13 protein-coding genes are annotated in these 21,603 nt (G+C 69.2%); 10 read left to right on the top strand and 3 right to left on the bottom strand.

All coding sequences use genetic code 11. The features are described from left to right. Window positions 1-273 precede the first annotated feature (273 nt). From IE198_RS18865 to pdxR, 9 genes are all read left to right on the top strand, one after another. Window positions 274-2,184 carry a glycoside hydrolase family 15 protein gene (locus IE198_RS18865; protein ID WP_189888059.1) on the top strand — a complete coding sequence of 637 codons (1,911 nt, stop codon included), beginning with the start codon at window positions 274-276 and terminating at the stop codon, window positions 2,182-2,184. A 79-nt stretch (window positions 2,185-2,263) separates the two neighbouring features. After that, window positions 2,264-3,838, top strand: a complete 1,575-nt coding sequence (locus IE198_RS18860; protein WP_189888056.1) for a GMC oxidoreductase — start codon at window positions 2,264-2,266, stop codon at window positions 3,836-3,838. Window positions 3,839-3,869: 31 nt separating this feature from the next. Next, window positions 3,870-5,279 carry a glucose-6-phosphate dehydrogenase gene (gene zwf / locus IE198_RS18855; protein WP_189888054.1) on the top strand — a complete coding sequence of 470 codons (1,410 nt, stop codon included), beginning with the start codon at window positions 3,870-3,872 and terminating at the stop codon, window positions 5,277-5,279. Between the two features lie 473 nt (window positions 5,280-5,752). Beyond that, window positions 5,753-6,799 carry a magnesium transporter CorA family protein gene (locus IE198_RS18850; protein WP_229834084.1) on the top strand — a complete coding sequence of 349 codons (1,047 nt, stop codon included), beginning with the start codon at window positions 5,753-5,755 and terminating at the stop codon, window positions 6,797-6,799. 247 nt (window positions 6,800-7,046) lie between these two features. Further along, window positions 7,047-8,888 carry a gamma-glutamyltransferase gene (gene ggt, locus IE198_RS18845; protein WP_189888051.1) on the top strand — a complete coding sequence of 614 codons (1,842 nt, stop codon included), beginning with the start codon at window positions 7,047-7,049 and terminating at the stop codon, window positions 8,886-8,888. A gap of 579 nt (window positions 8,889-9,467) precedes the next feature. Continuing rightward, window positions 9,468-10,427 (top strand): chorismate synthase, encoded by a 960-nt coding sequence (locus IE198_RS18840; RefSeq protein ID WP_229834083.1) that lies wholly within the window; start codon window positions 9,468-9,470, stop codon window positions 10,425-10,427. Beyond that, window positions 10,424-11,539, top strand: coding sequence for an o-succinylbenzoate synthase (gene menC, locus IE198_RS18835; protein ID WP_189888048.1), 1,116 nt, complete (start codon window positions 10,424-10,426; stop codon window positions 11,537-11,539). The genes IE198_RS18840 and menC overlap by 4 nt, the downstream gene beginning before the upstream one ends. A gap of 490 nt (window positions 11,540-12,029) precedes the next feature. After that, complete coding sequence (locus IE198_RS18830; RefSeq protein WP_189888045.1) at window positions 12,030-12,488, top strand: Lrp/AsnC family transcriptional regulator; 459 nt, start codon at window positions 12,030-12,032, stop codon at window positions 12,486-12,488. Between the two features lie 498 nt (window positions 12,489-12,986). After that, the gene (gene pdxR / locus IE198_RS18825) at window positions 12,987-14,396 is read left to right on the top strand and encodes a MocR-like pyridoxine biosynthesis transcription factor PdxR (RefSeq protein WP_189888042.1); all 1,410 of its coding nucleotides are present in this window, start codon (window positions 12,987-12,989) and stop codon (window positions 14,394-14,396) included. A 42-nt stretch (window positions 14,397-14,438) separates the two neighbouring features. On the opposite strand, the gene IE198_RS18820 is transcribed toward pdxR, so the two are convergent. After that, window positions 14,439-15,407 carry a hypothetical protein gene (locus tag IE198_RS18820; RefSeq protein WP_189888039.1) on the bottom strand — a complete coding sequence of 323 codons (969 nt, stop codon included), beginning with the start codon at window positions 15,405-15,407 and terminating at the stop codon, window positions 14,439-14,441. Between the two features lie 32 nt (window positions 15,408-15,439). Next, window positions 15,440-16,876: an APC family permease gene (locus tag IE198_RS18815; RefSeq protein ID WP_189888321.1), complete on the bottom strand. Its 1,437-nt coding sequence runs from the start codon at window positions 16,874-16,876 to the stop codon at window positions 15,440-15,442. Window positions 16,877-17,708: 832 nt separating this feature from the next. On the opposite strand from IE198_RS18815, the gene IE198_RS18810 reads away from it, so the two are divergent. After that, on the top strand, window positions 17,709-18,596 hold the full coding sequence (locus IE198_RS18810) for an ABC transporter substrate-binding protein (RefSeq protein WP_189888037.1): 888 nt from the start codon (window positions 17,709-17,711) through the stop codon (window positions 18,594-18,596). A gap of 57 nt (window positions 18,597-18,653) precedes the next feature. On the opposite strand, the gene IE198_RS18805 is transcribed toward IE198_RS18810, so the two are convergent. Continuing rightward, window positions 18,654-21,392, bottom strand: coding sequence for a SpoIIE family protein phosphatase (locus tag IE198_RS18805; RefSeq protein ID WP_189888034.1), 2,739 nt, complete (start codon window positions 21,390-21,392; stop codon window positions 18,654-18,656). Between the last annotated feature and the right edge of the window lie 211 nt (window positions 21,393-21,603).

Below are 21,603 nucleotides of genomic sequence, written 5' to 3'. Positions count from 1 at the left end.
TCCATCCGCTCGCCGCCCTCGCAGCACCCAACTCCCAGGGGCAGCCCGGGGTTTCATGCCACGTGATAGATCGGATGACAACCCCACCATGAACGTCTGCCGGAACGGGGAGGTGGTCCAAACCACCATCGGCGCCAAACCCAGGAGCGCACTTGAAAGGCCCCCGCCTGCACCGAACCTTGTGGTGAGGCGGAAGAGCCGTGGGAGGCGCCGGGGCGACGGATCCGGGCGGGAGTCGGATAATGACACTGACCGGACCACCTGGAGTGTCTCGTGCAGCGATATCCCCCCATCGCGGACCACGGCCTGGTGGGCGATCTGCAGACGGCGGCCGTGATTTCTTCACAGGGCGTCGTCGACTGGTACGCCGCCCCGCGGTTCGACTCGCCCGGTATCTTCTCCGCCCTCCTCGACCATGACGTCGGCGGGCACTTCAGCCTGGGGCCCGACAGTCCGGACGGGACGAGCAAGCAGTTGTACTACCCCGGTACGGCGGTTCTGGTGACACGGTTCATGTCGCCGGACGGGGTCGGCGAACTCATGGACTGGATGCCTCCCCTGCTCTCCCCCACCCCCTCGGACCGGCATGCCCTGATCCGTGTCCTGCGGTGCATGCGCGGCACCATACGCTTCCGTCTGGAGTGCGCGCCCCGTTTCGACTTCGGGCGCGACCGCCACATCCTCTCGACGAACGAGGGACCGGGCTCGACCGGCGAGTGGCGGGCCGTGTTCCGTGGTACGCGTCTCGACGCCCATCTGCAGGCCACGTTCCCTCTGCGACGGCAGCGCGACGACGTCGAAGGCACGGTCGTGCTGAACGCCGGTGAGACGGCGGGGGTCGCCCTCACCGTCTGTGACGCGGGCGGTGAAGCGCCCGAGCCCATCGCTGCCGGCGGGCTCACCGACCGGCTGTGGCGGGCGATCCTTTTCTGGCAGAACTGGGTACGGACCACCCGCTACGCCGGCCGCTGGCCGGACATGGTGCACCGTGCGGCGATCACGCTCAAACTGCTGACGTACCTGCCCACGGGCGCGCCGATCGCCGCCGCGACCATGGGTCTGCCGGAGCAGGTCGGCGGGGAGCGCAACTGGGACTACCGCTACACCTGGATACGGGACGGTTCCCTGTCCGTCCGGGCCCTGCTCGACCTGGGCTTCGTGAACGAGGCGACAGCCTTCACCGACTGGCTGATGCGGCGGCTCTCCGAGAGGGCGGACCTGCCGCACGGGCCCGACGGCACGCCCTTGCAGATCATGTACCGCGTCGACGGCGACCCCGACCTGCCGGAGGAGATTCTCGGGCACCTGGAGGGCTACCGGCGCTCGTCTCCCGTTCGGGTGGGCAACGCGGCCAAGGACCAGTTGCAGCTGGACATATACGGCGAAGCCCTCTATGCCCTCGCCCAGGGGCGGGGCGCGCACGGCCCGGACGGCGGCCCTGGCCTCTCCTCCCGCGACTGGACGGCCGTCGCACGCGTCCTGGACGAGCTCACCACGTTGTGGGACCAGCCGGACGACGGCATCTGGGAGACCCGGGGCGGCCGGAAGGACTTCACGTTCAGCCGTGTGATGTCCTGGGTCGCCTTCGACCGGGGTCTGCGCCTGGCGGACCAACTGTCCTGGCCGGCCGACGTGGCGCGGTGGAGGACGGCGCGCGACAGCGTCTTCGCCCAGATCATGGAGAAGGGATGGCACAGCGGCCGCCGAGCCTTCGTCCAGCACTACGAGGACGACGTCCTCGACTCCTCGCTGCTGCTGGCACCGCGCGTCGGATTCACCTCCCCCACCGACCCCGACTGGCTGAGCACGCTGGACGCCATGGAGGGCTCCCTGGTCTCCGACAGTCTCGTCTACCGCTACGACCCCCTCGCCTCGCCGGACGGGCTGCGCGGCAGCGAGGGCACCTTCAGCCTCTGCAGTTTCCTCTGGGTCGACGCCGTCGCGCGTGCCGGGCGCCTGGAGCAGGCCCGGTTCGCCTTCGAGAAGATGCTCACCTACGCCAACCACGTCGGGCTGTTCGCCGAGGAAATCGGTCCGTCCGGCGAGCAGTTGGGCAACTTCCCGCAGGCCTTCACCCACCTGGCGCTCATCATGGCCGCGACGACGCTCGACGACGCCATCGACCGGCTGATGCTGGGCCAGGCGCCGAAACGCCTTCTCAGCATGCGGCCCCACCTGTGGTGACGCGGATGCGGTTCGAACGGCACGGAACTAGCCTGAAAGGGCCCGTCCTGTGTCCGGGGCTCACGCCACGGAGGGTCCAGTGGACGATCAGCACTACGACGTCGTCATCGTGGGCAGCGGTGCCGGTGGCGGCACGCTCGCCCACCGCCTCGCCCCGTCGGGCAAGCGCGTCCTCATCATCGAACGGGGCGGCTTTCTGCCGAGGGAGCGTGAGAACTGGCAGTCCCGCGCCGTGTTCGTCGAATCCCGATACCGCGCCGACGACATCTGGTACGACCACGAGGGCCGGCCCTTCCCGCCCGAGGTCAACTACTACGTCGGCGGCAACACCAAGTTCTACGGCGCGGCCCTGTTCCGGTTGCGCCCCGAGGACTTCCACGAGATACGGCACCACGGCGGGCTGTCGCCCGGCTGGCCGTTGGACTACACCGACCTGGAGCCCTACTACTCCCAGGCGGAACAGCTCTACCGGGTGCACGGACAGCACGGCACGGACCCCACCGAAGGTCCGGCGAGCCTTCCGTACCCACATCCGCCGGTGACGCACGAGCCACGGATCCAGCAACTCGCCGACCGGCTCGGCGGGCTGGGGCTGAACCCCTTCCCCCTGCCGATCGGCGTCGACCTCACCGAGGGCCCCGACGGCGTGCCCACCCGTGACAGCGCGTGCGTGCGATGTGACCGGGTCGACGGCTTCCCCTGCCTCCTACTCGCCAAGTCGGACGCCGAGGTCGTCTGCGTCACCCCGGCCCTGCGGCACGAGAACGTCTCACTGCTCACACATGCCAGGGTGGACCGACTGGAGACCGACCCCACCGGCCGGACCGTCACCGAGGCGGTGACCACCCTGGAGGACGGCACGACCGCCCGCTTCCGGGCGGACGTCTTCGCCGTTGCCTGCGGCGCGGTGAACTCCGCCGTCCTGCTCCTGAATTCGGCCTCCGCGCTCCACCCCCGCGGCCTCGCCAACAGCTCGGACGTGGTGGGCAGACACTACCTACGGCACAACAACGAGGCGCTCATGGCGGTGTCGCGGGAACCCAATCCCACGCGCTTCCAGAAGACCCTGGCCCTGAACGACTGGTACCTCGGCGCGGACGACTGGGACTACCCGCTGGGCGGGATCCAGATGCTCGGCAAGTCCGACGCCGAGCAGATCCGCGCCGACGCCCCGCACTGGGTGGGCATTTCACCCCCGGACATGCCCCTGGAGGTCCTGGCCCACCACTCGGTGGACTTCTGGCTCTGCGGAGAGGATCTGCCCGACCCCGACAACCGGGTCACCGTGGGCCCGGACGGCCAGGTGCGCCTCGCGCTCAGGGACACCAACACGGAGGGCCTGCGGCGCCTTCGCCACAAGTTGGCGGGCATGCTGGAGGGACTGGGCATGCACCCCCACCGCCTGCTGCCCCACATGGTCTACCTGCACAAGGACATGCCGATCGGCGCCACTGCCCATCAGGCGGGCACGGTCCGCTTCGGGGACGATCCAAACTCGTCCGCCCTGGACGTCAACTGCCGTGCCCACGACCTGGACAACCTGTACGTCGTCGACGCCGGATTCTTCCCGAGCATCGGCGCGGTGAACCCGTCCCTGACGGTGATGGCCAACGCCATGCGTGTCGGTGACCACCTCGTCGAACGGCTCGGATGACCCCGGCCCCCTCCACCGCACGGGAGACACCATGGCAACCACGGAACGCGTCGACGCCCTCGTCATCTTCGGAGCCACCGGAGACCTCGCCAAACTGGAGACCTTCCCGGCGCTCGCCGGACTCGCCGCGCGGGGGCTGCTCGACGTGCCCGTGATCGGTGTGGCGAAGAGCGGCTGGGGACTGGACCAGTTCCGGGACTACGCGACCGCCTCCTTCCGCAACAACGGCATCGACCCGGCCGGTGCCCCGGCCCGCCGGGTGCTCGATGCGCTGCGCTACATCGACGGCGACCTCACCGACCCGGCGACGTACGACACACTGGCCCGCGAACTGCGGGACTCCCGACGCGCGCTCTTCTATCTGGAGGTCCCTCCGGCGCTCTTCGGGCGCATCGCCCAGGGCATCGCGACCACCGGGCATGCCGAAGGGGCCCGAGTGATGATCGAGAAGCCCTTCGGGACGGACCTGCGCAGCGCCTGCGAGCTCAACGCCACCGTCCATGAGGTGTTCCCCGAGGACTCGGTCTTCCGCGTGGACCACTGGCTCGGCCTGGAGCAGATCGAGAACCTCATGTTCACCCGCTTCGCCAACTCCGTTCTCGAACCGCTCCTGAACCGCACATATGTGGAGAGCATCCAGATCACGATGGCCGAGGCGTTCGGCGTGGACGACCGGGGCCGCTTCTACGACCGTACCGGAGCGGTGCGGGACGTACTGCAGAACCATCTGCTGCAGGTGCTCGCCACCGTGGCCGCCGACCCGCCGGTGGGGCCGGGCCTCGCCGACTGGCAGGACTCCCGGGCACATGTCATCAAGGCACTCCGGCCGCTCGAGCCGAACGACGCCGTGTTCGGGCAGTACGACGGGTACGACGACGTCGAAGGCGTGGCCGCGGAGTCCCGCACCGAGACGTTCGTGGCGGCGCGGTTCGCGGTGGACTCGTGGCGCTGGGCCGGGGTCCCCGTGTACATCCGGGCGGGGAAGAAGCTGCCGGTGACGGCCACCGAGATACTGGTGAACTTCCGGCGCCCGCCGTGCGACACGTTCGGTCTGGGCCCCGCCCTCGGTTCCAACCACCTGCGCATCCGGTTGCGGCCCGACACGGCCATGGCATGGGCCATGGTGGGCAAGAAGCCGGGCCCGGGCGCCCGGCCTCAGATCGACGCGCTCACCTTCCACGAAAGCGCCGGCCAGGACATGCGCCCGTACGACCGTCTCATCGGCGCGGCACTGGAAGGGCAGCGCTGGCTGTTCGCCAGGCAGGACACCGTCGAGGCCGCGTGGAGCGTCGTCGACCCGGTGCTCGGCGGCACGGAGGGCGCCCCGCATCCGTACGAGCAGGCCACGTGGGGCCCGAAGGAGGCCGAGACGGTGCTGAGGCCCGGTGAGCGTTGGCACGACCCCCTGCCCCCCAGGGCCGGCCCTGCCCGGGCGGCGTGAGGGAACCGACGTACGGGCCGCACCGCTCACGCCGCAGGCGACGGCCGTCTGCGTGTGCCCTGCGTGAAGAGGCACTGCACCGAGCCCCGTCGGCGCCTCACCCGGACGGTCGACGGCACCCAGCCCGTCGGAGCTCATCGGGATAGCGTGGCAGAACGTGCACGGTATGCCGCTGTGGAGGCCGAGATGCCCTTGGTCGGACCGGATCCTGTGCTTGCGGCTGATCTGCCGCGACCGGGCGATTCTCGTGCGGTGGGCAGCCGGACCCGCATCCCCCGCCACCCTGGCCCGGCTGCGGCGGCTCCCTGTGCTGGGAGCAGAACTGTGGGACCCGGTGCCCGTCCTATGAACCTTCACCGCGGCCCTGCGCCTCGGGGCGGGACCGGGAGTAGGCCTCCGCGGCGACCCCCCGCAGAGCGCAAAACGGGGCGGGCGCCGGGGCCCGGCCGTGCTCGCGAGGGGAAGTAGACCCAGTGGGCGATTCCTCCGGCCTGCCCGCCCGCGACAGGCGGTACCGCGGTCTGCGTACGATGTTGTGGCGCCGTGGAGAGGAAGTCGTCGAGGGGTTCCCCATCGATGAGATCTCCGGCCATCTGCGCGAGAAGGACTCGCTGGTCTGGGTGGACCTTTGCGCGCCGAGCCACCGGGCCCTCGCCCGCCTCGCCGTCGAACTGTCGTTGGACCGCCGTGCAGTCGAGGACTCACTGGCCAACGCGGAGCGCCCCAAGGCCACATGGCACACGTCGCGCACCGTGGTCACCGTTTACGCGACCCGGCTGAGGACAACGGAACCCACCGCGCGGGGGCTGATGGAGTCACGCCTGGAGACCAGCCCGATCATCTCGATCGTTCTGGCACGCGGGTTCGTGACGGTCCGTCGGGACACCCACTTCGACATGGAGAAGGTGGTTCAAGGCTGGCAGGACCGCACGCATCTGCTGGAGCACGGACCGGAAGCTCTGCTGCACGGTCTGCTCGATGCCGTCGTCGACGCGCACTTCGACACCATCCAGGCGCTGGACGACACCATTGAGGAACTCGAGGACGGGTTGTTCGACGACATGGCCGACGCCCACGAACTGCAGCGCCGTACCTACCGGTTGCGCAAGGAACTCGTGGGGCTGCGCCGCGTCGTACTGCCGATGCGGGAGGTAGTCGGCACGGTCATGCGGCACAGGGCCGACGACACCGACCGCAGCAGCGAACTCGACGTCTGGTACACCGAGCTCTACGACCATGTGCTGCGGGCCTCGGAGTGGACGGACTCCCTGCGGGACATGGTGGCATCGGTCTTCGAGACCAACGTCGCCCTGCAGGACGCCCGCCTCAACGTGATCATGAAAAAGCTCACCGGCTGGGCGGGGATCATCGCCGTGCCCACGGCGGTCACGGGCTGGTTCGGGATGAACGTCACCTACCCAGGCATCAACACGGTGTCCGGCTTCCTCGCCAGCACTGTGGTGATCGGCCTCCTGGTCCTCGTGCTCTACCTTCTGTTCAAACGCCGCAACTGGATCTGACGAGCCAAGCTTCGTTCTCCGGCACTCCTCGCGTGCGGGCCCTCACTGCGCTTGTCGTTCACCCGCGGCGCCCTGACCTCGACCACCTCGACCACGCCGGTGCGCTGCTCCGGGAAACCTCAGATCTTGCGCAAACCTTGCGGCGGTCCGTTGCCGGGTGCCGGTCCGGCGAGGAGCATTCATTCGGTCACTCCCCGGAAGATCTTCATCCGCGATCCCCCTCTGTGAGGGGCGAATCGGAGGTTTGATGCCCACCCGCCGTGTTCTGGTGGCCGCCGCGTCCGCCGCGCTGCTCGCTGTCCCCCTGCTGCTCCCCCATGCCACTGCCGCCCCGTCCCCGGAGGCGTCGTCCGGGCTCCGGCCACCCGCGAAGCAGGCCGTCGCCACCGGCAGCGGAGGTGCGGTCGCGAGTGTGAACCCGTATGCCTCGCAGGCCGGTGTCGACGTGCTGCGGCGCGGGGGCAACGCCGCGGACGCGGCCGTCGCCACGGCCGCCGCGCTCGGTGTCGTCGAACCGTACTCGGCCGGCATCGGGGGCGGCGGCTATTTCGTGTACTACGACGCCCGCACGAAGAAGGTGCACACCATCGACGGGCGCGAGACGGCACCGTCCCGTATGCGGCAGGACTCGTTCACCGAGCCGTCGACGGGCAAGGCGATTCCGTTCGACGAGGCCGTCAACTCCGGGCTGTCCGTGGGCGTCCCGGGCACTCCGGCGACCTGGCAGAAGGCGCTGGACGACTGGGGCACCGTCTCCCTGGCGAAGGCCCTGCGTCCGGCGACCCGGATCGCGGACGTGGGGTTCGTGGTCAACGACGAGTTCCGTGCCCAGACCAAGCTGAACGAGGCGCGGTTCCGTGATTTCAGCTCGACGACCGAGCTGTTCCTGCCGAACGGTGAGTTGCCCGTCGTCGGGTCCCGGTTCCGCAACCCGGGCCTGGCGCAGACGTACCGGGAGCTCGCGCGTAAGGGTGTGGGCGCCATGTACCACGGCTCCATCGGCCGCGACGTGGTGCGCACCGTCCAGAACCCGCCCGTGTCCGAGGACTCCGCGCGGCGTGTGCGCCCCGGGCTGATGGAGACCTCGGATCTCGCGGACTACCGGACGCTCCAGCAGGCCCCGACACACACGTCGTACCGCGGTGTCGACGTGTACTCCATGGCGCCGTCGTCCTCCGGCGGCACGACGGTCGGCGAGGCGCTCAACATCCTGGAGAACTACGACGTCTCGTCCGCCGACACGGCGCACGCACTGCACCACTACCTGGAGGCCGGCCGGATCGCGTTCGCCGACCGCAACCGCTGGGTGGGCGACCCGGCGTTCTCGGACGTACCGACCACGGAGCTGCTGTCCAAGGAGTACGCCAAGGAGCGGGCCTGCCTGATCCGGCCCGACGCCGCGCTCACCAGCCCGCTCGCGCCGGGCGACCCGCGCAGTCCCGGCCAGGGCTGTGCGCAGGGCACGGGCAGCCAAGAGCCGTACGAGGGGCCGTCGACCACGCATCTCGTGGCCTCCGACCGCTGGGGCAACGTCGTCTCGTACACGCTGACCATCGAGCAGACCGGCGGTTCGGCGATCACCGTTCCGGGCCGAGGGTTCCTGCTCAACAACGAGCTGACGGACTTCGACTTCACGCCGCTGCAGCAGGGTGTCCCCGATCCGAACCTGCCGGGTCCGGGCAAGCGTCCGCGCAGCAGCATGTCCCCCACGATCGTGCTGCACGACGGCAGGCCGCTTGTCGCGTTGGGCTCGCCGGGCGGCTCCACCATCATCACCACGGTGCTGCAGACCCTCGTCAACCGCCTCGATCTGGGGATGTCCCTGCCTCAGGCGGTCGCCGCGCCGCGCATCTCGCAGCGCAACCGCACCACGACCGACGCCGAGCCCGCCTTCCTCACCTCGCCGGAGCGCAGCGCGCTCGAAGCCCTCGGCCACCGGTTCGTGCAGGCGCCGCAGACCTTCACGCCGTCGCCCGAGATCGGCGCGGTCGCGGCGCTGGAGTTCGGGCCCCACGGAAAGGTCACGGCGGCCGCTGAGCCGAAACGCCGCGGCGGAGGTTCGGCCATGGTGGTGCACGAGACTCCCTGATCCCCTTGCCGTCGCCGCTCACCTGGTCGATGGCTACCGTTCCGTCACCGGTCCTGTAGACAGCGGGCCGTCGACCGGACCGCTTCACCCTTGGAGCGCCGGTCGACGGCCCGGCTCGCTCGCACCTCGACATCCACCTCCGGCATTGGCCGGAAAGCAAAAGCACCCCCGCCGTCCTGGCCGACACACTCACGCCCCTCCCCATCTCCCGGTTCCGCCTCATCAAGGGCCGCAATGGAAGCTGCGAGAGGGAGTGGACGCGTGGACACCGTGCGGACGAGCCCGCGGGGATCCGTGGGTCAGGTCGGGGCTGCAAGCAGGTCGCCACGGCGGCGGGAGGTCGCCGATCCGGTAGCCGAGGCCCGTGGTGAGGGGGCGCGGCGGACGATGGGGCTCACAGTCACGCTTCTCGACGTGGGCGCCGCGCTCGACGAGCTGGTCGCACAGGTCTGTGGCCGGTGTCCGGTACTGGAGTACGGCGTCTCGGTCGCCGCCGTCGCGCGTTCCGGCCGCCGCGGTCGTCGTCCTCGCCGTGCAGTGCACAGTGGCCGACAGGCCGCGACCCTGGAGACTCGAGGCATGACACCTGTGACGATCCCCGCCGCCGGGTCCGGGGCGGCGGACGGTATGCCGGAGGTGAGCGCCCTCGCCGGGGAGGCGGCCCGTACCGCCGGGGTCACGATCCGTACCGTGCACGACGTAGCCGGGATGCGAGCCGTGGCCGACTTCTTCGCCCAGGTGTGGCAGACGCCGCACGCCACCCCGCCCTACCCCTCGGAGGTGCTGCACAGCTTGGTGCACGCCGGTGGCGCGGTGCACGCGGCGTACTCCGCCTGGCCGTCGGGCGAACGGCTCGCCGGGGCGGCGGTGGCGGTGTTCGGGCCACCCGCCGAGCGGGACGTGTACTCGTTCGTGGCAGCGGCGACCGCGTCCGGCCGGGGCGTCGGCTTCGCGGTCAAACAGGCGCAGCGGCTGTGGGCGCTGGAGCGGGGCGCCACCACCATGCGCTGGACGTTCGACCCGCTGGTCAGCCGCAACGCCCGCTTCAACCTGGTCAAGCTGGGCGCCGTCGGCAGTGAGTACCTGGTCGACTTCTACGGGCCGATGAGCGACGGCGTGAACAACGGCGACGAGAGCGACCGGCTGGCCGTCGTATGGGACCTGGTGTCAGGAACCACGCGGACGGACGACCCCGCCGAGGGCCGCTCCACCGCCGACGTCGTTCGCCGGGCACCGGACGGCGGCCCGCTCACCCTGCGCGCCGGGGACAGGCTGTGGTGCCGCGTGCCCGATGACATCGTCGCGCTGCGAGCCGCCGACCCGGCGCTCTCGCTCGACTGGCGGCACGCCGTGCGCGAGGTCTTCACCGAGGCGTACGACAGGGGTCTGCGCGCGACGGCCATGTCTCGCGACGGCTGGTACCTCCTGACCCGCCCGTCCCCCGGCCTCCCGTCGGCCGGTGCCGTGGCCACGGCCGCGGCCTCGTCCGAGGCCACTTCCCGGATCGCCTCCGAGTCCGCTTCCGAGGAGCAGGAATGAAGCTCGAACGCGTCGAACTTCTCCACGTCGCCATCCCTCTCGTCACCCCGTTCCGTACCTCCTTCGGGACGATGACCAGCAAGGACACCTTTCTGCTGCACGTGGTGACCGACGAGGCCGAGGGCTGGTCGGAGTTCGCCGCCGACCCGGAGCCGCTGTACTGCTCGGAGTTCGTCGCCGGCGCCGAGATCGTCATCCGGGACTTCCTGCTGCCGCGCGTCGCCGCCCTGCCCGAGCCGACGAACGCGGCCGTCGCCCCAGCCATGGCCTCCGTCAAGGGCCACGAACTCGCCAAGGCCGCCCTGGGAACCGCCCTCCTGGACGCCGAACTGCGCGCCTACGGGATGTCACTGGCGACCTTCCTCGGCTCGGTCCACGAACGGGTGCCCGCCGGCGTCTCGGTCGGCATCAAGAACTCCGTGCCCGAACTGCTCGACGAAGTCGAGCGGTACCTCGCCGAGGGCTACATCCGCATCAAGCTGAAGATCGAGCCGGGCTGGGACATCGAGCCGGTGCGCGCCGTGCGGGAACGCTTCGGAGACGAACTCCCGCTCCAGGTCGACGCCAACACCGCCTACACGTTCGCCGACGCCGAGCACCTGCGGAAGCTCGACGACTTCGGGCTGCTGCTGATCGAGGAGCCGCTGGAGGAGAACAACCTCCACCCCCACGCCCGGCTCCAGGAGCGTCTGGCGACGCCGGTCTGTCTCGACGAGTCGATCCACTCCACGCGCGATGCGGCGTCCGCGATCGCCATGGACGCCTGCCGGGTCATCAACGTCAAACCCGCCCGGGTCGGCGGCTATCCGGAAGCCCGTCGCATCCACGACGTGGCCGCCGCCCACGGCGTGCCGGTGTGGTGCGGCGGAATGCTGGAGACGGGCATCGGCCGCGCCCCCAACCTGGCGCTCGCCGCCCTCCCGGGTTTCACCCTTCCCGGCGACATCTCCGCCTCCAGCCGGTACTTCGCCGAGGACATCACCGAACCGTTCGTCCTCCAGGACGGGCACCTGCCCGTACCCACCGCTCCTGGCATCGGCGTCGACCCGCTCCCGGACGCACTGGCCCGGTTCACGACGTCGGTTCGGAGGTTGTCCACGGCACGGCGGTGACGGGGGCGGGGCCGGTGCCGAGGTTGGTCCGTCAGGAGGCGGCTACGAGAAGGACGTGGCCCTGCAGCAGAACAGGCGTCACCACAACAGAATGCGCACGGGCCGCTCACGGAGAGAACCGCCGGCTTCCCCGACGGCACAGCCGAAGTGGTCACAGCACTCGAAGAGCAAGTGGCCATGGTGGCATTCCGATGACGGCTGTAGCGTCGTCAGGACGCTGGAACGTCGGGTCGCGATGTGCTCTCCGCCTTGAGTGCAGTTTTCACCGGCCGGAAGTACGACCCTCCCGAGGAGACCGGACCAGAGAAAGAGGATGGCGGGCTCCTTTCGACGTGACTCGAGCGATCGGGCAGCGTATTGAGCAGTTCTCCCGTAGCCGCCCTGCTACCGGCATGCAGCATCGCCAGACACGCCGCCGACGCTCTCGACACCTTTGCCCTGATTTGTCGATATTTGAAGTTGGACCGCCTCTGTGACTTTTCATCGCTCCATGGTTCCGGACCCCTCGATACCGTCCGCCGACCTCGATGACATCGACCGCGCGCTTCTCGAAATAATGGGGCGAGACAGCCGGACTTCGTACGCGCACGCCGGAGGAGAGATCAACCTCTCCGCGAGCGCCGTCAAGCGCCGCATCGACCGACTGGTCGCCCGGGGAGTCATCCGGGGATTCACGCTGGTCCTCGACCCGGGCCTACTCGGCTGGGCCACGGAGGCCTTCGTCGAGATCTATTGCCGAGAACGCACTCCACCCGAGGAGATTCTGTCATCTCTTCGACAGTTTCCCGAAGTCATCGCCGCCTGGACTGTCACTGGGGACCCGGACGCGCTGGTGCATCTGCACACCCGGGACATCCAGGCTCTGGAAGCCGTCATCGAGCGCATCCGGCGCGAACCGGGAGTGCAACGAAGCCGCAGCTCCGTGGTGCTCTCCCGCCTCATCGGCTGACCGGCCGCGAACCAGCGGGCGAGTCGGAGCCCGACGCAGAGCGGTTTCAGCCGAGCGTTCGACAGGCCGCGCAACGATCTCGCGTGCGCTGGGGATACATGCAGCAATCTGCGCCGACCAAGCAACGAATGCGCATTACGTGTGGCCATTCGCAGCCCGTACGCTTCCTGCCGTACACCGGATCAAAAGCCAATGCCGACACCGGCACACGGGTGACGACCTCATCCGTCCGTGACCCGCGAGTTCCCTCGGTGAACGCCGGTTCATCCGGCCCGCGAATTCCGTGCGCCCACCGGCGCCGCTTCAGCCTCCGCCACAAGATCCGGGACATTCGGTCCGGGGCCGGTTGCACAGCCGCAGCCGGCGCCGGCATGGCGTCCACCTTTCACCTCCGCCCCGCCCCGGCCTCGACGACGAGCAGGCCGCGGCCGGGCGGATCCAGGCCAGGCGAATCTCGTCTGCAGCCACCCCTGAACGAGCTGAAAGTAATCAAGACTCATGCCGTGGCACCTCACGATCACCGTTGACCGCGATGTGGACGTTCCGCTCACCGACCAGATCAAATCGGGAATCCAGCGAGGGATTACCGAGGGGGCGCTGCGACCTGGAACACGACTGCCCTCGACCCGGCAGTTGGCGATCGACCTCGGTGTGTCACGGACTGTCACCCTTCTGGCGTACGAACAGCTGACGGCCGAGGGATATCTGACCGCCCTCCAGGGATCGGGGACACGCGTCGCGGAGACCCCGGCGGCCAGAATCCTCAGGACGCCAGGACGAGTGGAGGAGAAGAATGCTCCGGTGCAGTGGGACCTTCGCGTCGGACAACCCGACACCGCCAACTTTCCCCTGCGTGACTGGCTGGTCTGCTATCGCCGGGTCCTCGCGGGAGCGGCCGGCCGGGACCTCGACGTCCCGCCGCTCGGCGGAGCCCAGAACCTCCAGGAGACGCTGGCCGGTTACCTCGGACGCATGCGTGGCATCCGGGTGACGAAGGAATCCCGTTTGCTGGTCACGTCCGGAGTCACGCAGAGCGTCTCGGCGGTCTGCGAACTGCTCAACGCGCTCGGTATCCGGGAGCTCGCCGTGGAAGACCCTGGCCACAAGAGTTGCTGGCAGACGATGCGGGACGCCGGAATCCGCCCCCGGCCAGTTCCGGTGGACCGCCACGGGCTCGACGTACAGGCACTGTCACGCATGGATGTCCGAGCCGTACTCGTCACGCCGACTCACCAATTCCCGACGGGCGTGGCGCTGGGCGGTGCTCGCAAAGAGGCCCTCATGCGGTGGGCGGCCCACGACGCCCGCATCGTCATCGAGCACGACTGCGGAGGAGAGTTCTGGTACGAAAGGCGTACGCGGCAGACGGCGTTACAGCCCCTGCTGCCGGAGCGCGTGATCTACATGGGCTGCGTCGGCGGCTCCCTGCTGCCTGGCATTCGCATCGGCTGGCTGGCTCTGCCTGCCAGACTTGTGCCCATGGTGAACAGGCCGTGGTCCCGGTGGGAGTTCGGGCCTGACCCCCTTACTCAACTGGCCTTCGCCGAGATGGTCGGCTCGGGGCTTTTCGACCGCCACGTCCGGCGGTTGCGGTCGCGGTACCGGGAACGAGCGGATGCGGTCCGGGAAGCCGTCAGGCACTACCTGCCCCGGTGCGCGATGCTCGGTTCCACATCAGGACGCACCCTCTATGTCGGATTGCCGGCCGCTGTCGATGAGGCGGCCCTGGTGGAAAGCGCCCGACGCCGCTCGGTGCTCGTGCAGGGAGGCAGCCACTTCCACTTCGACGGAACCTCACGCTCACCGGCTCTGGTCCTCGGATACCAGAACCTTCCCAGGACGGGCATTCGAGCCTCGGTGTCAGCGATCCGTGAGGCACTCGACGAACAGATGCCGGCGGCGGAGTGAATCCCGTGCCGCCCGGCGGGGTTCGGGTGATACGGATCAGCCCTACCGCCGATCGGCATGCTCCGCTGCCGCGCGGGAGGCCCGCGCGCGGCAGCGCACGTACTCGGCCTCCGCCTCACCTGTGTACCGCCACGGCACCCGGGTGGCACGTCCCTTGAGCAGATCGAAGACGGTTGCGGCCTCGACGAGAAGCCCGGCCAGCGCGAGGCCGTGGGCGAGATGATTGAGATCGGGCACGTCCTGGGCCGCCTCAAGGGGGGATCGAACCGATATCCAGCGTTCCATGGTCTCCCTCAAGTCCCAGCGCTCCCCGGCCCAGTAGCCGACCAAGGAGTGTGGATCGGCTCCTTCCGTCTCGATGCGGTGACGGAACGCCTCCGCACGGGCGACCTGCGGCAGCACCAGGAGCGACGAGCCGGACGGAGCGTAGACCGCACAGTCACGGGCGAATTCGTAGGCCTGGCCGTGCGAACCGTGCCAGCGTGCCGACATATAGCGCAGCGCCTGATGGTGGGCCTCTCGGTGGTAGGGATCACGGGCCAGGAGTTCTGACCACCACCCGGTCATGGCCTCCGTCCCGTTCTCGTACAGCCTGCCCAGCGTGATCAGCGACACCCACGGATGGGGGTCTTCCGGGAAGGCATCGGCGGCCCTGAGACAGAGTCGGGCCGTGCGGTCCAGGCTCTCGGAGGCCGGCGCGGCTCCCGTACGGGCGCCCGCGAAATGCCGCATCACCTCGGCATCCGCCCGCAGTACGAGGGCGTCCGCACTGTGCGGTTGAGCGGCTTGCCAGGCCTCGACGATCCGTTTGTCGGCAGCAGTGTGGGCGAGCAGCCGGATGCGGTGACTGCGGCGGTCCCAGTCCTTGTGGGAACCGGTGGCCAGGAGATCGTGTGCGCCTTCCCATCGGCCCATGACCATGTCCTCGCATGCGGCGGACAACTCCTTGTCGCCGAAGCTCCGGTCGTAGAGAGGTGCTGCGGAGTGTCTTCGGGTCCGGATCGGGGCCATGGGACGCGTCCTTTGCTGAGGTGGAACGGGGGTCAGAAGTCGGTGAGGAGCTCGTCGCGGCTTCCGGCCGCATGGATCACGTGCGTCTCGATCTCCCCGCCCCCGACGGCGTCGTCCACGGCGCGTGCCCGGCCTGCGTCGAGACGCCCGGGTTCGAAGTACGGCCGTTGCCGCAGCCAGGCGGTGAACATCGGTAGGAGCCCCAGGGCGAGCGTGCCGAAGCCGATGGTCAGTGCCGTCGTGCTCAGTGCGGCAACGGATTCGGTCATGATCCAGAGCATGAACAGCGCACCGGCGAACGGCCACAGACCCATGAGGAGGAAGTTGGCGGCGGAGGTGCGCAGCAGTTTGCGGTGCACGACGACGGCGCCCAGTCCGGCGAGGCTGTAGTAGAGGGTGACGTGCAGGCCCACCCCGCTGACCGCGTCGGAGAGCAGCGAGTCGCCCGGACGACGTCCGGCGGCCTCGACGATGGCGAGGGTGCATGCGACCACGGCAATGGCGGCCGTGGCCACCCAGGGCGTGTGCCGCTTGGCATGGATACGGCCGAAGGCATGCGGCAGGGTTCTGTCGCGGCCCATGGCGAACAGGGTGCGGCCCGCCTGGATGAGGGCGGTCTCCAGCATGGCGACCGTCGACAGCAGCAGCGCGAGTATCAGCAGCGTGCCGCCCACGCCCGGCCAGACCTGCTGTCCGAGCGCAACGAGCAGGCCGTCCGGCGAATTCCTCACGGCGTCCGGTGTCATGAGGACATTGACGGCGACGGTGGTGAGCACGAACAGGACGAACACCAGGACCACTCCGATGACGCCGCCGAATCCGGAGCCACGCGAGCCGCGCCGGGTCTCCTCGCCCAGATTGCTGGTCACGTCCCACCCCCAGAACGCGAAGGTGGCTATCAGCGCGCCCTTCACAAAGGACTCCTGGCCCTCGAAGTGACCGAAGCCGAACCAGGACGGGGAGAACTCCGTCCCGCTGCCGTCGGACAGCAGCGCCCCCACCGCGACACCGGTCAGCAGGACGAGCTGCACGGCGGTGATGACGCCCAGCGAGCGGGCTCCGATACGGGCCCCGTACGCCACCACCCCAGCCATCAGGAGAAACCAGCCCGAGCCGACGACCGCGGCCCAGAGCGGGTCATCGGCCAGGGCGGGCGCAACGAGTGACAACGTCGCACTGCCGGCGGGAACCGTACTGGAAGCCATGAAGACAATGCAGGCGACGACGAGCGACCAGCCGCACAAGAACCCCAGGAAGGGGTGCAGCGACCGGGCGACCCAGCTGTAGGCGGCCCCCGCATTGGGGTCCACCCTGCCGAGTTGCCGGTAGGCCAGAGCGATGCCGATGACCGGTATCGCGCAGTAGAGCAGAGCGGCCGGGCCGGCCACACCGACGGCGGCGATCAGGGCGGGAATGGTCCCGGCGACCGTGTACGCCGGACCGCAACCCGCGATGGCCATGACGACCATGTCGTACGTGCCGAGGGCATCCGCCCGCAGGCCGCCTCCGGTGCCGGATCTCGTGCTCAACGGACCTGCCTTTCATGGCGCACACAAGGGTGCGGTCGGCCCTGCGACCGGATGGGAAGCAGGCCCGCCAGAGTTGACGAAGAGGGATCAGAGGGCTGTCGCTTCAGCGACACACGTGCCCGCGGGCCGCCAAAGACGCCTCACCAGCGACGGGTACTGCGGCGATGCGCACAACCGGCGCAGGAGCCCGTAGCGCATCGCGTTCAGAGCGAGCAGCTGCCGACGCCGGCAAGAGCCGGCGGCGCGATGTCCGGGCACGCACGCGGGGTGGACGGCGGCTGCCAACCGCTCCTCTGTCGTGGCCGCTTGGGGTATGAGTTGCCCTACCGAGTCCGGCACCCCGTGCACCGGCAAGCAGGCATCGGTCAGCACATTCACCTCCCGGGCGGCGTCGTGGGGCGGCTGCAAGGAATGAGGCATGAACGGATCGCTCCTGCGGATGCGGTGAACCTCGGGGCCCGGAGCGCGAGTCGGCACTCGTCGACCCTCCACCTCACGGCTTGGGAGTACGGGCACCAGAGGATTGCGCTCTGACGCTAAGGGCGGCCGGCGCGACCCGCCATGGCCACTGACGTCGTTTCCCGCGATGCCATTTGCCCGCTCCTCCCTTGACGCTCCGCCGGACCGGATGCCCCCAGGGTGATCACCGAGCACCTGCGGACTGGTGACAGCGAGAACTCAGAGCGCTACCGCGATGAATCCCTAACGCAGGGCGGCCCGCAGGTTCAGGATGTTTTACTGGGCATGAGGGGCTTGCCTTACCGGAGGTGCTATGCCTGCCGCAGCAGCGATCGCCGCCCGGGCCGCCACCGGAGCCCTCGTCATCGGGATCGGGACGGCTGCCTGCATCACGCACGGAGAGCCGCGTGAAAGCAATCCGACATACGGTGACTGCGAGGTCTCCGGCAAGTACGGGCAGTTCAAAATCGCTCCGAAGTCGGCCGGTACGCTGACGGTCGAAGTGAGCCTCCCGGCGCCTGGCTGGTGGAACGGCAAGACGCCCGACTCGATCCGGGACGGATACGAGTACTGCATGGCAGCCAATATCGCCTACCGTGCCGGGCTCGACCGAGTGAAGGTGAAGGATGTGCCCTTCGCTGCACTCGTGGCCGGGAAGACCAAGGATTTCGACCTCGCACTGTCCGAAATCACGATCAACCGAGAGCGCGAGAAGGTCGCCGACTACTCCCCGCCCTATCTCTCTGTCGACCAGGGCGTGCTTGCCAAGAGCGATGCGACCATCGACGCGCGCAGCATGCATCGTCTCCGCATCGGCGTCTCCGAGGGCACGACCGGTGAGAAGTTCGTCAAGAGCCGGCTGAAGCCGACCGGCCCGGTGACGGTGTTCCGTAACGACCCGGACATGATCTCCGCCCTGGCTCAGGGGCGTGTGGACGCCGTCGTGCACGACACGACGATCCTGCTGGCGTATGCCCAGCGGTCGGGCGGAACAATGGAGGTGGCCGGCCAGTACCGGACCGGCGAGCACTACGGCGCCCTGTATCCGAAGGGGTCCCCGAACAAGGCGAACCTCGACCGGATCATCCGGCAACTGATCAACGACGGCACCCTCGCCAGGCTCTCGGCTGTCTACCTGGGAAGCGCCTACGGCCGTGATCCCACCCGGATTCCGTACTTCCCGGTCGATTCCAGCACCTGAGGCTCGGGATCCGCGCGGCAAGGTGACCGCCCAGGACAGCTGGGGCCGGCGCAAGGCTCACAGTTCCGTGTCGCTCCACAGATCCAGCAGGGTTGCCTGGGACGTCGCGGTGTCGTCCTCCCTCTCGTCGATGGCTTGCTCGGTCCAGATGATCTTGCCTCGATCCATGTATCGGGTCCCCCACCGCCGGGAGAACTGCGACACCAGGAAAAGACCGCGGCCACCCTCGTCGGTCAGAGTCGCCCGGCGCAAGTGGGGCGAGGTGCTGCTGCCGTCGGTGACCTCGCAGACCAGGCTCTTCCGATCCCGCAGCAGCCTCAGCCGGATCGGAGCGGCCCCGTAGCGGATGGCGTTGGTGACCAGCTCGCTGACGATCAGTTCCGTTGCGAAGGAGATGCCGCCCAGGCCCCAGTGGTCCAGCTTGCGGGTCACCTCCGCACGAATGCCGGGGACTGCGGCGGGGTCGTCCGGAACCTCCCAGTCCTCGACCTGTTCCCGCTCCAGTCGGCGGGTCAGGGCGACCAGCAGGGCGGCGTCGTCGACGGGCCGGGCAGGGAGCATGGCATCGATGACCGTCTGGCAGGTGTCATCCGGGCTGTCGCCCGGATGTGCGGCCGCCAGGGTGTCCCGCAGCAAACCGAGGCCGGCGTCGATGTCGCGGGTGCGGTCCTCGACGAGGCCGTCGGTGTACAGGACCAGTCGGCTGCCCTCCGGAAGCTGAAGCTCGGCGGATTCCACGGGCATGGCGCCGCCCACACCAAGGGGCGGGGAGACGGGGATCTCGGGGAAGGACACGGAGCTGTCGGTGGACACGAGAGCCGGCCCCGGATGACCCGCACTGGCCAGCACGCAGGACCCCGAGACCGGGTCGTAGATGGCGTAGAGGCAGGTGGCGCCGGTAATGGCTTCGGACCCGCCCTCGGCGCCCGCATCCTGGTCGACGCGGGTGACGAGGTCGTCGAGGAGCCCCAGGATTTCGGTGGGGGGCAGGTCCAGGGCGGAGAAGGTGTGCACCGCGGTGCGCAGGCGGCCCATGGTGGCGGCGGCGTGCAGGCCGTGGCCGACGACGTCGCCGACCACCAAGGCCACCCGGGCACCGGGCAGTGGGATGACGTCGAACCAGTCGCCGCCCACACCGGCCTGAGCGGGCAGGTAGCGGTGGCCGACATCCAGGGCGGACTGCTCGGGCAGTTTCCCGGGCAGCAGGCTGCGCTGGAGGGTGACGGCCGTGGTGTGCTCACGTGTGTAGCGGCGCGCGTTGTCGATGCAGACTGCCGCCCGGGCGGCCAGTTCCTCGGCGGACGTCAGGTCGTCCTGCTCGAACGGGTCGTGCTCGGAGCGCCAGAACTCGGCCAGGCCCAGCACCACGCCGCGGGCCTGCAGCGGCACCGAGAGCAGGGAGTGGATGCCGTAGTCCAACACTCTCCGGGTGCGTTCCGGGTCCTGGGAGCGCCAGCCGTCGGAGGCGGCAAGGTCCGGCACCAGAACCGGCCGGCCACTGGCCACGGTGGACGCCACGGGGTTGTCGGCCACGAAGCGGATCAGCTTCCCCACCGGGTAGAGGGGCTGGTCGTCTCTGATACCTGCGGCAGCGATCCGGCGCATCTCGGTGCTCGCGCCGTTCGGCTCTTCCCCCCTGAGGACCGGTTCCAGCAGCTCGACGGTGACGAAGTCGGCGAACCGCGGGACGGCCACCTCGGCCAGTTCCTGGGCGGTGCGGAAGATGTCGAGAGTGGTACCGATTCGGACGCTGGCCTCGTAGAGAAGTTGCAGACGTCCGCGCGCCAGATCGGCCCGGCCGGCGAGCGCGCGCAGCTCGGTGGTGTCACGCAAGGTAGCCACGCTGCCCTGCGTGCGCCCTTCGCTGCCCACCGGCCGCAGGTTGACGGCCAGCAGCCGGTCGCCGGCCTGGTACACCTCATCGGTGGCTGTGCGCCCCGAGACCAGCAGTGAGGACATCGCCGGGCTCAGACCGAGATCGCCGACCCCGTGCTGCTCGACGTCCTCGGGCAGATCGAGCAGCCGCCTCGCCTCGTCGTTGGCGAGCAGCACCTGCCCGCTCCCGCCAATGATCACTACACCCTCGCGGACCGCGTGCAGCACCGCGTCGTGGTGCTCGTACACGCGGGTCATCTCCACCGGCCCCAAGCCGTGGGTCTGGCGCCGCAGCCGCCCGCTCACCAGCGCGGATCCCCCGGCGGCCAGGAGGAGGGCGATGCCGGACGAACCGATGAGCACCGGAAGCTGGTGGTTCACGGTGCTGCTCACCCGCTCCACCGTGACACCCACGGTGACCAGGCCGGCCACCGAACCTTTGTCGTCGAAGACGGCGACCGTGGAATCAACGGCTCGGCCCAGGCTGCTGTCGAAGGTCGTCTGGTAGGGCTCACCGGTCAGCGCCTGGTCGTAGGAAGTGGTGACGTGCTTCCCGATCACCTTCGGGTCCGGGTGGGTCCACCGGAAGCCGTACGGGCTCAGCATGACGATGTAGTCCACACCGGACACCTTCCGGGCCCTCTCGGCAAGCGGCTGCAGCACCGCCGTCGGATGAGAACTCGTCATGGCGTTCACGATGCCCGGCGAGTTGGCGAACGCCGCGGCGACGGCGAGTGACCGGTCACGGGCCTCTGCGGTGGCCTGACGCCGGTCCTGCAGCACCAGCGCCACCAGCGCCACGGCGACCAGCAGCACCACGAGCGCAAGCTGGAGCAGGAAGACCTGGCCGGCAACGCTTCGCGGACTGAACAGAGAGCGTAGCCGCCGTCCCGCCTGGGAAAATGATCCAGGAATGCCCATATGCGCATTATGGATGACATGCTCCGGGCCTCGGAGCCGGATTTGTCTCACCAGAGCATGGCGTTGACCAGCAGGCCGGCGGCACTGGGGTGTCGGCCTGGGCGGGCGCCTGACGAAGGGCTCACTTCGCCGGGCGCCCGCGCCGCTACAGCACCTTGGACAGGAAGGATTTGGTGCGGTCGTGCTGTGGGTTGGTCAGGACGTCGCGGGG

The organism is Streptomyces xantholiticus, from assembly GCF_014651015.1.
Lineage (GTDB): Bacteria > Actinomycetota > Actinomycetes > Streptomycetales > Streptomycetaceae > Streptomyces > Streptomyces xantholiticus.
Note: the sequence above shows the minus strand (reverse complement) of the source record. Positions and strands in the feature narration are given on the sequence as shown.